Genomic DNA, 12,210 nt, shown 5'->3' on the forward strand with positions numbered 1-12,210 from the left:
TTTACCTATCGCCAGCACGAACGCCATGAGCCACCCCGCACAAGACCCCCACGCCACCGGCGCCCCGGTGAGCCCCGAGGAAGCCGAAGCCGCCCTGGCTGCCAACCAGCATGAAGCCGAGCAGGCCATGGCCGATGAGCTGGCCACCCTGAAGGCACAGAACGCCGACCTGGCCGACCAATTCCTGCGCGCCAAGGCCGAGGCTGAGAACGCCCGCCGCCGCGCCGACGAAGAAGTCAGCAAGGCCCGCAAGTTTGCGGTGGAGAGTTTTGCCGAGAGCCTGCTGGCCGTGGCCGACAGCCTGGAAGCCGGCCTGGCCATCAAGGACGCCACGCCCGAGCAGATCCGAGAAGGCGCCGACGCCACGCTCAAGCAACTCAACAGCGCCCTGGCCCGTCATAAGGTGCTGCCCATCGCACCGGCGGCCGGCGACAAATTCGACCCCCACCACCACCAGGCCATCAGCATGGTGCCGGCCGAACAAGAGGCCAACACGGTGGTGGCGGTGCTGCAAAAAGGTTACCTGATCGCCGAGCGCGTGCTGCGCCCCGCGCTGGTCACCGTGGCCGCACCCAAGTGACACACAGCCTGTGCACTTGAAATCCAGCCACTTATCCACAGATTCACCACAGCTTTAACTCTTTTCGTATCCGGAGAACACCATGGGAAAAATCATCGGCATTGACCTCGGCACCACCAACAGCTGCGTGTCCATCATGGAAGGCAACACCACGCGGGTGATCGAGAACAGCGAGGGCGCGCGCACCACACCGTCCATCGTGGCCTACCAGGAAGACGGCGAAGTGCTGGTCGGCGCGTCCGCCAAGCGCCAGGCCGTGACCAACCCCAAGAACACGCTCTACGCGATCAAGCGCCTGATCGGCCGCAAGTTCACCGAGAAGGAAGTGCAGAAGGACATCAACCTGATGCCCTACGCCATCGTGGCCGCCGACAACGGCGACGCCTGGGTGGAAGTGCGCGGCAACAAAATCTCGGCCCAGCAGGTCAGCGCCGACATCCTGCGCAAGATGAAGAAGACCGCCGAGGACTACCTGGGCGAGCCCGTGACCGAAGCCGTCATCACCGTGCCAGCTTACTTCAACGACGCCCAGCGCCAAGCCACCAAGGACGCCGGCCGCATCGCCGGCTTGGATGTCAAGCGCATCATCAACGAGCCCACCGCCGCCGCGCTGGCCTTTGGCCTGGACAAGCAGGAAAAGGGTGACCGCAAGATCGCCGTGTACGACCTCGGCGGTGGCACGTTTGACGTGTCCATCATCGAAATTGCCGACGTCGATGGCGAGAAGCAGTTCGAAGTGCTGTCCACCAACGGCGACACCTTCCTGGGTGGCGAAGACTTCGACCAGCGCATCATCGACTACATCATCGGTGAGTTCAAAAAGGAACAAGGCGTTGACCTGAGCAAGGACGTGCTGGCCCTGCAGCGCCTGAAGGAAGCCGCTGAAAAGGCCAAGATCGAGCTGTCCAGCTCGGCCGCCACCGACATCAACCTGCCCTACATCACGGCAGACGCGACCGGCCCCAAGCACCTGAACATCAAGATGACCCGCGCCAAGCTGGAAAGCCTGGTGGACGAGCTGATCGAGCGCACCATCGCGCCTTGCCGCACCGCCATCAAGGACGCCGGCATCAGCGTGGGCGACATCCACGACGTGATTCTGGTGGGTGGCATGACCCGCATGCCCAAGGTGCAGGACAAGGTCAAGGAGTTCTTCGGCAAGGACCCGCGCAAGGACGTCAACCCCGACGAAGCCGTGGCCGTGGGTGCGGCCATCCAGGGCCAGGTGCTGAGCGGTGACCGCAAGGACGTGTTGCTGCTGGACGTGACCCCGCTGTCGCTGGGCATCGAGACCATGGGCGGCGTGATGACCAAGATGATCGCCAAGAACACCACCATCCCGACCAAGTTCGCGCAGGTGTTCTCCACCGCCGACGACAACCAGCCGGCCGTGACCATCAAGGTGTTCCAGGGCGAGCGCGAAGTGGCCGCCGGCAACAAGCTGCTGGGCGAGTTCAACCTCGAAGGCATCCCGCCCGCACCGCGTGGCACGCCGCAGATCGAAGTGTCCTTCGACATCGACGCCAACGGCATCCTGCACGTGGGCGCCAAGGACAAGGGCACCGGCAAGGAAAACAAGATCACCATCAAGGCCAACTCGGGTCTGACCGAGGAGGAAATCCAGAAGATGGTGAAGGACGCCGAGCTCAATGCCGCCGAGGACAAGAAGAAGGTGGAACTGGTGCAGGCCCGCAACCAGGCCGAAGCCTTGGCCAACAGCGTCAAGAAGAGCCTGACCGAGTACGGCGACAAGCTGGACGCGGCCGAGAAGGACGCCATCGAAGCCGCCATCAAGGACCTGGAAGAAGCCGCCAAAGGCGAGGACAAGGACGCCATTGAGGCCAAGTCCACCGCGCTGATGACCACCAGCCAGAAGCTGGGCGAAAAGATGTACGCCGACCAGCAGGCGCAACAAGCCGCTGCCGCAGCGGGTGCCGGTGCATCGGAAGGCGCGTCCTCTTCGTCCAAACCCGTTGACGACGATGTGGTGGATGCCGAAGTGAAGGAAGTGAAGAAGGGCTGAATGCCGCCCCAGGGCGCCTGACCCCACCGCCGCGTCCGGGCACTGAAAAGTGGCCGACGCGGCGTTTGTGTTCAACCAGAACCCATATCCACCATGGCCAAACGCGACTTTTACGAAATTCTGGGTGTGCCCAAGAACGCCTCCGACGAGGAGATCAAGAAGGCGTACCGCAAGCTCGCCATGAAGCACCACCCGGACCGCAACCAGGGTGACTCGGCCAAGACCGCGGAAGAAAAATTCAAGGAGGCCAAGGAGGCCTACGAGATGCTTTCGGACCCGCAGAAAAAAGCGGCTTACGACCAGTACGGCCACGCGGGCGTGGACCCGAACATGCGCGGCGGCCCGGGTGCCGAGGGCTTTGGCGGCTTCTCTGAGGCTTTTGGCGACATCTTCGGCGACATCTTTGGTGGCCAGCGCGGCGGTGGCCGGGGCGGGCGCCAGGTCTACCGTGGCAACGATTTGTCGTACGCCATGGAGATCAGCCTCGAAGAAGCGGCCCAGGGCAAGGAAGCGCAAATCCGCATCCCGAGCTGGGACAACTGCGACACCTGCAGCGGCACCGGCGCCAAACCCGGCACCAGCGTCAAGACCTGCCCCAGCTGCCAGGGCTCGGGCTCGGTGCAGATGCGCCAGGGCTTCTTCAGCGTGCAACAGACCTGCCCGCACTGCCACGGCAGCGGCAAGATCATTCCCGAGCCTTGCACCACCTGCAACGGCCAGGGCAAGCTCAAGAAGCACAAGACACTCGAAGTCAAGATCCCGGCCGGCATCGACGACGGCATGCGCATCCGCAGCGCCGGCAACGGCGAGCCGGGGCGCAACGGCGGCCCCTCGGGCGACCTGTTCATCGAGATCCGCATCCGCAAGCACGACATCTTCGAGCGCGACGGCGACGACCTGCATTGCCAGGTGCCGGTGAGCATGCCCACGGCCGCGTTGGGCGGTGAGATCGACGTGCCCACGCTGAGCGGCAAGGCCACCATCGACATCCCCGAAGGCACACAGAGCGGCAAAACCTTCCGTCTGCGCGGGCGCGGCGTCAAGGGCGTGCGCTCCAGCTACCCGGGCGACCTGTACTGCCACATCGTGGTGGAAACACCGGTCAAGCTCACCGAACACCAGCGCAAGCTGATCAAGGAGCTCGATGAGTCCTTCAAGAAAGGCGGCCACAAGCACAGCCCCAACGACAAGGGTTGGTTCGAGAAGGCCAAAGACTTCTTCAGCTGAGTCCCCGCCATCCACCCAAAAGGCCAGCCTCGTGCTGGCCTTATTGTTGGGGGTCACCAGTAAACGAATCGGTGGGCACGGCGGTGGCAAGCGGGCATAAGATGTGCCCATGAGCGTCAACATCACCTTCCTCGGTGGCACCGGCACGGTCACCGGCTCCAAGTACTTGGTGGAGCACGCGGGCCAGCGCTTGCTGGTGGACTGCGGTCTGTTCCAGGGCTACAAACAACTGCGGCTGCGCAACCGCCGGCCCCTGCCCTTTGAGCCGCGCCACCTGGGTGCGGTGCTGCTGACTCACGCCCACCTGGACCACAGCGGCTACCTGCCCTTGCTCGCCAAAGAGGGTTTTCACGGCAAAGTCTGGGCGACACCGGCCACGCGTGATCTGGCGGCCATCCTGCTGCCCGACAGCGGGCACATCCAAGAGGAAGATGCGGCCTTCGCCAACCGACACGGTTTCTCCAAACATGCGCCGGCGCTCCCGCTCTACACCGAAGAAGACGCACGCCGCAGCCTCAAGCTCTTGCACACCGAGCCCATGCAACAAGACTTCGAGCCCCTGCCCGGCTGGCGGGCGCGTTTCACCGGCGCCGGGCACATCCTGGGCGCGGCCAGTGTGCTGTTGCAGGTGGGGGGTCGGCGCATCCTCTTCTCGGGCGACCTGGGCCGCCCCGACGATCTGCTGATGAAACCGCCCGAGGCAGCACCTGCCGCCGACACGGTGCTGATCGAATCGACTTACGGCGACCGCGAGCACCCCAAGGAAGACGTGGTGGCCGAGCTGGGCCCCGCATTGGCACGGGTGGCCGCACGCGGTGGCACCGCCGTGGTGCCGGTGTTTGCGGTGGGCCGCGCGCAGGCGCTGCTCCATGCCATTGCCGAGTTGAAGGCGCGCCACGCCATCCCACCCTCGCTGCCCATCTACCTTGATAGCCCCATGGCCATCCACACCACCGAGCTGTTCCAGCACCACCTGGGCGAACACCGGCTGGACGCCGCGCAATGCCGGGCCATGGGCCACGCGGCACACTTCACGGTCACGCCCGACCAGTCGCGCGCGATTGCGATGAACCACGGTCCCAAGGTGGTGTTGGCGGCCAGTGGCATGGCCACCGGCGGGCGGGTGCTGCACCACCTGGCGCAGTACCTGGGGGACCACCGCCACATGGTCATCCTCACCGGCTACCAGGCGCCGGGCACACGAGGTGCCACGCTGGCTGCAGGCGGCACCCACCTGCGCCTGCATGGCCAGGACATACCGGTGCGGGCCGACGTGGTGCAACTGCAAAGCGCCTCGGCCCATGCGGATGCTGGCCAACTCATGGCCTGGCTGCGCACCCTGCCCAGCCGTCCACATCAGGTGTTTGTGGTGCACGGCGACCCCGAGGCCTCGGACGCGCTGCGCCTGCGCATCGAAAAGGAACTGCGCTGGCCAGCCATGGTGCCGGAGCACGGGGCCACCTGGCCTGCCTGAACCACCGCTTTCCGCCCGAAATGTTTCGGGAAAGTGTTCAAAATCGTCACAAATTTGACGTTTCAACGGAGAAAGATCAAAGAAAATCAAGGCAAGACGGGTTTACCCGCGGTTCACGAGGTCAGGGAGAAAAAAATGAAAAGAACAAGCGTCTTGCTTGCTTGCGCAGCACTGAACGTGGCCCCCGTGTGGGCACAGTCATCGCTCACGCTGTTTGGCGTCGCTGAGGCACAGGTCGGCAGTTGGCGCGGCGTGGTGGCGGCGCCGGTATCGCCCACCCAGCCGCTGGGCGCCACGCTGGCCGGCGAGCGATCCACCGGCCTCATCCCCTACGGCATCAACGCTTCGCGCATCGGTTTTCGCGGTATGGAAGACCTGGGCCAGGGTGTCAAGGTCGGTTTTGTTTTGGAGAACCAACTGTCGCTGGACACCGGGGCCACACCCGCCCGCGCGTTTCACCGGCAGGCCAACCTGGGCGTGACTGGCCCATGGGGCCAACTGCGCCTGGGTCGGGTCTACACACCCTGGAACGACGTGGCCTCGAACTCGGCCGTGGGTTATGGGGACACCTACGACCCCTATGTTCGCACCTGGCGTATCGGCGGGCCCAGCCCGCTGGGCTCGCAAACGCCCACGCCTGATGGACAGCTCACCGGCTTGGCCGGCGCGTTGGGCCTCAACAACGACATGAACAGCCCGCAGCAGTACACCCATGTGCGCATGGACAAGTCCCTGCGGTACGACGCGCCCAGCTGGGGCGGCATCACGGTCTCGGCTCAGGTGGGCATGCTGGACCCCAGCGGCAAGACGGTGTCGGCACAAAGTTACGCCCTAGTGTACGACGCCAGCCCGTGGCGCGCCGGCCTGGGCTACTACCTCCAAGGCACGCTCAGCACCTACGACACGGCCACGGGCCGGCACAACCCCGCAGCGGCACGCCGGGGCCAACTGGACACGGTGACCCTGGCCCTCAACCGCGACTTCGGCGGCGCCAAGCTCTGGGCCATGTTGGGCCAATCGCGCTACGACCAGTTTGTGCTCTCACAACGCGCCAAGTCGCGCGAATGGTCTGTGGGTGTGACCGTGCCATGGGGCAGCAGTTGGCTGCTCAAGGCCAGCGTCGCGGGCAGCGACAGCCCACAACTGCAGGGCCGAGACATCGGCGTGGGCACCGAGTTGCACCACCTCCTGTCCAAGGCCACCACCGCCTATGGCGCCTTCAGCGTCAACCACTACGGCGAGCTGTTGCATGGGCAGGCAGAGCGCAAGGCGTCCATCTTTGCGCTGGGACTGCGGCACATGTATTGACTTGCGCCTGAACAACAACGATCTGCTTACGGAACCGTCACATGCCACTTCACCGACTCATGCGCTGGACACTGATGTGTCTGCTGGGTGCTGCCCCTCTGCTCCCGCCGGTTGTCCACGGCGCCGAACTCAGCTTCTGGAGCTGGCGCGTAGAAGACAAAGCCTTTTACGAACAGGTCGCCCAACAATACAAGGCGAAAACCGGTGACGACGTCAGGTTCACCGCCCACGAGAACAGCGACTACCCCACCGTTCTGTCGGCCGCGCTGGCCGCCGGCAACGGACCCGACATCATCCATGCCCGCGCCTATGGTGGCCTCTCCAGCCTGGCCGATGCCGGCCACTTGTTGCCGCTGACCCCTGCTCAGATCCCCGCCCTGGCGCGCATGAGCGATGGTCTGCTGGCGGGGGCCGCCGGGTACAAGCCGCCCCACGACAAGGTGTTGTACGGTGTGCCTTTTGCCACCCAATCGCTGGGCATCTACGTCAACAAAACCTTGTTGGCCGCACACGGCATCACCACCCTGCCCCGCACCTGGGGCGAGTTCAAGGCGATTTGCCAGCAGCTCAAGGCCAAAGGCGTGAATGCCCTGGCCAATGGCATCAAAGACGCGCCGGTGTTGGAGCAGATGTTTGGTGTGGTGGGGCCAGGTTTCTACGGCGGCACACCGTTTTTCAAGGATGTGATGGCGGTACGCAAACACTTCACCGCCCCCGAATTCGTGCGCGCCATTGAAGAGGTGGTGTCACTGCGCGCGTTCATGCCACCCAACGCACCCACCATCGCCGAAAACGAAGCCCGGGCGCTGTTCGCGATGGGGGAAGCCGCATTTTTCATGAGCGGCACCTGGAACATTGAAACCATCAAGGCCTTGAACGCCAACATCGTGTTCGACTTCGTGGCAGCACCACCGGTCAGGCCCGGCGCAGCCACCTGGATGTCCACCTTCGCCGACGGCAACTACGCGGTCAATGCCCACAGCAAAAACCGCGACGCTGCCCTGCGTTTTGTTCGATACCTCGCCAGCAAGGAATACGGTCAGCAGTTCAGCGATCAGTTGCGGCAGATGTCGGCGGTCCCGGGTGTGTTTCCGAGCGATCCGCTGCTGGCCCAGATCAGCCGTGCCAGCCAGCAGCAAGGCACGCCATTCATCATGCTCGTGGGCTTTCGCTACCAGGACCCCAACGGCTCGGTGATGCTGCGTGATGGGCTGCAGAGGCTCATGCAAGGTCAAGGCACGGCCCTGGCGCTGGCCAACGCGTTGCAGTCCGGGTTGAGCGCGTGGCACCCGCCGTTCCAGAAAGAGTCGATACGCTGACGCTGTGGCCGCGCCTCAGAACAACGGCATCTGCCCGGTCACCCCCGGGGGACGAAACCGCGAACCGTCGAGGCTGTGTCGCTCGCGGTTGAGGCCCAGGCGGCGGCAGGCCTTCTCAAACCGCTGGTGGATAAGGTCGGCCCAGATGCCCTGTCCCCGCATGCGGGTGGCAAAGTCGGCCGTGTAGTCTTTGCCGCCGCGCATGTCCTGGATGCGCGCCATCACCCGGTCGGCGCGCAGCGGGTGGTGCACCTGCAGCCACTCGCGGAACAGCGGCGCCACCTCCCACGGCAGGCGAACCACCTGGTAAAAGGCACGGTCGGCGCCGGCATCGCGGGCTGCGGCAAGCACCTGTTCCATGTCTTCGTTGATGAACGGAATCTGCGGCGACACACTCACCCCCACCGGAATGCCGGCATCGACCAGCGTGCGGATGGTGCGCAGGCGGCGGTGAGGCGCGGCGGCACGGGGTTCCAGCGTGCGGGCCAGCGCGGCATCCAGCGTGGTGATGGTGACGTAGACCGACGCCAGGCGCTGCGCGGCCATCGGCGCCAGCACATCCAGATCACGCTCCACGCCGCTGGACTTGGTGATGATGGCCAGCGGGTGCTGCGCTTCTTGCAGCACCTCCAAGACCGAGCGGGTCAAGCGCAGCTCGCGCTCCACCGGCTGGTAGGCATCGGTCACCGTGCCCACGCCTATCGGTTCGGGCCGGTGGCCGGGTTTGCCCAAGTCATGGCGCAGCCGTTGGGCAATGTTGCGTTTGGCGATGATCTTGGTCTCAAAGTCCAAGCCGGGCGAGAGGTTGAGGTAACTGTGTGTGGGCCGTGCATAGCAATAAATGCAGCCGTGTTCGCAACCTCTGTATGGGTTGATGGACTGGGTGAATGGCACATCGGGCGAGGTGTTGCGGCTGATGGCGCTGCGGGCCAGTTCGTCGGTCACCTGGGTGGCCGGCATACCTTGTGCGGCTGCGTCGGATTCGTCCAGCGTGCCCCAGCCATCGTCGAACCCGGCGCGCTCGTCCACGGAAAAACGGTGCGCCAACCGGGAAGCGGCGCCGCGCCCCTTGATGGCGTGCACTGGGATGCGGACATCTGACACGGTGAGCGGCCTCAACACTACTGTTTAAAACATCAGTATTCCACAAGTACGCCCACCACAAAAGCAAAACGCGCCCAACGGCGCGTTTTGCATCAGATGCAGACGGTGTTCAAGCCGAGCAGATGCGCGCCTTGGCCTCGGCGTATTCGCGCTTGAAGCGGGCCACCAAATCGGCGGCGGGCATCACTTCACGGATGGCACCAATGCCCTGGCCGCAGCCCCAGATGTCCTTCCAGGCTTTGGCGGCATTGGCGCCTTCGCCCGTGCTGAAGTTCATCTTGCTGGGGTCACTGTCGGGCAGCTTGTCGGGGTCCATGCCGGCGTTGCGGATGCTGCCCTTGAGGTAGTTGCCGTGGATGCCGGTGTAGAAGTTGCTGTAAACGATGTCGTCCGAATTGCTCTCGGTGATCATCTGTTTGTAGCCATCCACTGCACGCGCTTCTTCGGTGGCAATGAAGGCCGAACCGATGTAGGCAAAGTCAGCCCCCATGGCCTGCGCCGCCAGGATGGCGCCGCCGGAGGCAATGGAACCCGACAAGGCCACCGGGCCGTCGAACCACTCGCGGATTTCCTGCACCATGGCAAACGGGCTTTTCACGCTGGCGTGGCCACCGGCACCTGCCGCCACCGGGATGAGACCGTCGGCGCCTTTCTCGATGGCCTTGCGCGCGAACACGTTGTTGATCACGTCATGCAAGACCACACCGCCCCACGAATGCACGGCTTGGTTCACGTCTTCGCGCGCCCCCAGGCTGGTGATGACGATGGGCACCTTGTATTTGGCGCAGACCTGCATGTCGTGCTCCAGCCGGTCGTTGCTCTTGTGCACGATCTGGTTGATGGCAAAAGGCGCCGCCGGGTTGTCGGGGTTGGCCTTGTCGTGCGCGGCCAGGGCTTCGGTGATTTCAGCCAACCAGTCTTCCAGCTGGGCAGCCGGTCGGGCATTGAGCGCGGGCATGGAGCCCACCACCCCGGCCTTGCACTGGGCAATCACCAGCTTGGGGTTGCTGATGATGAACAGTGGTGAACCGATGACGGGGAACTTGATTTTCTGCAGGACCGGGGGCAGTTTGGACATGGTGTCTCCGTGGGAATGTTGTCTGTGATTCTGGCGGTGACCGTGCGCCCCACCCTGTCGCCGCAGCTACAGGGTAGGCGGCGTCTCAGCCTCAGAAGGCTTCCAGTGCCATCTCGGTCACGCCCGCAGCACCTTCGACGATGCTGTCGCGCACGCCCGGGGCGCGGCTCAGGACGTGGTCGGCGTAGAAACGCGCGGTGGTGATCTTGGCCTGCATGAAGGCCACATCCTCCCCGGCAGCCACCTTCTGCTCGGCCACCAGCAGCGCACGTGCCATTTGCCAGCCCGCCATCACATTGCCCGCCAGCATCAGGTAGGGCACGCTGCCGGCAAACACGGCGTTGGGATCGGCCTTGGTGTGGCCGGCCACAAACTTCACCGCGTCTTCAAAGGCCAGGCGTGCGGCCGTCAGGCGCTTGAGCACCGCCTGTGCGTGCGCGCTGCCGCTTCGGGCCAGCTCGGCCTCGGTGGTGGTGATCTGCTGCGCGATGGCCAACGCCGTCTGGCCGCCGTCGCGCGATGTCTTGCGCCCCACCAGGTCATTGGCCTGGATAGCGGTTGTGCCTTCGTAGATGGTCAGGATCTTGGCATCGCGGTAGTACTGCGCCGCACCGGTCTCCTCAATGAAGCCCATGCCGCCGTGCACCTGCACGCCCAGCGAGGTGACTTCCAGGCTCATCTCGGTGCTGTAGCCCTTGACCAGCGGCACCATGAACTCGTAGAAGGCCTGGTTTTGCTTGCGCACCTCGGCGTCGGGGTGGTGGTGCGAGGCGTCGTAGGCGGCGGCGGCAGTGAGCGCCATGGCGCGGCAGCCTTCGGTCAGTGCGCGCATGGTCATCAACATGCGCTTCACATCGGGGTGGTGGATGATGGGTGCGGCGGTGTTCAGGCTGCCATCCACCGGGCGGCTTTGTACGCGATCACGTGCGTAACCCACAGCCTTTTGGTAAGCGCGCTCGGCAATGGCCACGCCCTGCATGCCCACCGCGTAACGGGCCGCGTTCATCATGATGAACATGTATTCGAGGCCGCGGTTTTCCTGGCCCACCAGGTAACCGACAGCGCCGCCGTGGTCACCGTACTGCAGCACGGCGGTGGGGCTGGCCTTGATGCCCATCTTGTGTTCGATGCTCACGCAGTGCACGTCGTTGCGCGCACCCAGGCTGCCGTCGGGGTTCACGAGGAACTTGGGCACAACAAACAGGCTGATGCCCTTGACGCCTTCGGGCGCCCCGGTCACACGGGCGAGCACGAGGTGGACGATGTTCTCGGCCATGTCGTGTTCACCGTAGGTGATGAAGATCTTGGTGCCGAAGACCTTGTAGGTGCCGTCCGGCTGGGGTTCGGCCCGGCTGCGCACGGCGGCCAGATCGCTGCCAGCCTGCGGCTCGGTCAGGTTCATGGTGCCGGTCCACTGGCCGCTGATGAGCTTTTCCAGGTAAGTGGCCTTGAGCTCATCGCTGCCGGCGGTCAACAGGGCTTCAATGGCGCCATCGGTCAGCAGCGGGCACAGCGCAAAGCTCATGTTGGCGCTGTTGAGCATTTCGGTGCAGGCCGCACCAATGGTCTTGGGCAGGCCTTGGCCGCCAAAATCCACCGGGTGCTGCAGGCCTTGCCAGCCGCCTTCGCCGTACTGTTTGAAGGCATCCTTGAAGCCCGGGGTGGTGCTGACTTTGCCGTCGTGGAAGGACGAGGGGTATTTGTCACCCTCCCAGTTCAAGGGCGAAATCACCCCTTCATTGAGCTTGGCGCACTCCTCCAGCACGGCCTGTGCGGTCTCCAGACCAGCGTCTTCAAAACCGGGCAACTGCGACACCTGGGCGATGTTGGCCAGGTGCTCGATGTCAAAAAGCATGTCCTTGAGGGGGGCGATGTAGCTCATGGGGAGGTCTCCAGATACAAAAAAGGCGTCAAGATCGTTGACGCCCGAGAGGGTGTTGTGGGCTCAGAGCGCCTTGACCAGCTCCGGCACAGCCGTGAACAGATCAGCTTCCAAGCCGTAGTCGGCCACCGAGAAGATGGGCGCCTCGGGGTCCTTGTTGATCGCCACGATCACCTTGGAGTCCTTCATGCCCGCCAGGTGCTGGATGGCGCCCG

The 12,210-nt window shown here is 64.3% G+C and carries 9 protein-coding genes and 1 pseudogene; 6 read left to right on the forward strand and 4 right to left on the reverse strand.

The window, feature by feature from the left end:
- Nucleotides 1–25 precede the first annotated feature (25 nt).
- From grpE to ACFQU0_RS16045, 6 genes are all read left to right on the forward strand, one after another.
- Entirely contained in the window at nt 26–580 is a 555-nt protein-coding gene (gene grpE, locus ACFQU0_RS16020; RefSeq protein WP_382202546.1) for a nucleotide exchange factor GrpE, read from the forward strand.
- Nucleotides 581–662: 82 nt separating this feature from the next.
- Nucleotides 663–2,603 (forward strand): molecular chaperone DnaK, encoded by a 1,941-nt coding sequence (gene dnaK / locus ACFQU0_RS16025; protein ID WP_382202530.1) that lies wholly within the window; start codon nt 663–665, stop codon nt 2,601–2,603.
- A gap of 93 nt (nt 2,604–2,696) precedes the next feature.
- Nucleotides 2,697–3,830: a molecular chaperone DnaJ gene (dnaJ, locus tag ACFQU0_RS16030; protein ID WP_382202532.1), complete on the forward strand. Its 1,134-nt coding sequence runs from the start codon at nt 2,697–2,699 to the stop codon at nt 3,828–3,830.
- A gap of 109 nt (nt 3,831–3,939) precedes the next feature.
- On the forward strand, nt 3,940–5,304 hold the full coding sequence (locus tag ACFQU0_RS16035) for an MBL fold metallo-hydrolase RNA specificity domain-containing protein (RefSeq protein ID WP_382202534.1): 1,365 nt from the start codon (nt 3,940–3,942) through the stop codon (nt 5,302–5,304).
- A 135-nt stretch (nt 5,305–5,439) separates the two neighbouring features.
- Nucleotides 5,440–6,612: a porin gene (locus ACFQU0_RS16040; RefSeq protein ID WP_382202536.1), complete on the forward strand. Its 1,173-nt coding sequence runs from the start codon at nt 5,440–5,442 to the stop codon at nt 6,610–6,612.
- A 41-nt stretch (nt 6,613–6,653) separates the two neighbouring features.
- The gene (locus tag ACFQU0_RS16045) at nt 6,654–7,931 is read left to right on the forward strand and encodes an ABC transporter substrate-binding protein (RefSeq protein WP_382202537.1); all 1,278 of its coding nucleotides are present in this window, start codon (nt 6,654–6,656) and stop codon (nt 7,929–7,931) included.
- Nucleotides 7,932–7,946: 15 nt separating this feature from the next.
- Here the strand turns inward: ACFQU0_RS16045 and ACFQU0_RS16050 are convergent, their stop codons facing one another.
- The 4 genes and pseudogenes from ACFQU0_RS16050 to ACFQU0_RS16065 all read right to left on the reverse strand — a co-directional run.
- Entirely contained in the window at nt 7,947–9,035 is a 1,089-nt protein-coding gene (locus ACFQU0_RS16050; protein WP_382202539.1) for a PA0069 family radical SAM protein, read from the reverse strand.
- 109 nt (nt 9,036–9,144) lie between these two features.
- On the reverse strand, nt 9,145–10,113 hold the full coding sequence (locus ACFQU0_RS16055) for an NAD(P)H-dependent flavin oxidoreductase (RefSeq protein WP_382202541.1): 969 nt from the start codon (nt 10,111–10,113) through the stop codon (nt 9,145–9,147).
- A 91-nt stretch (nt 10,114–10,204) separates the two neighbouring features.
- Nucleotides 10,205–11,995, reverse strand: a complete 1,791-nt coding sequence (locus ACFQU0_RS16060) for an acyl-CoA dehydrogenase (RefSeq protein WP_382202542.1) — start codon at nt 11,993–11,995, stop codon at nt 10,205–10,207.
- Between the two features lie 63 nt (nt 11,996–12,058).
- Nucleotides 12,059–12,210: pseudogene (locus ACFQU0_RS16065) on the reverse strand (electron transfer flavoprotein subunit alpha/FixB family protein); the annotation flags it as partial.

The sequence above is a fragment of the Hydrogenophaga defluvii genome (genome assembly GCF_042665235.1).
Taxonomy (GTDB): Bacteria; Pseudomonadota; Gammaproteobacteria; order Burkholderiales; family Burkholderiaceae_C; genus Hydrogenophaga; species Hydrogenophaga defluvii_A.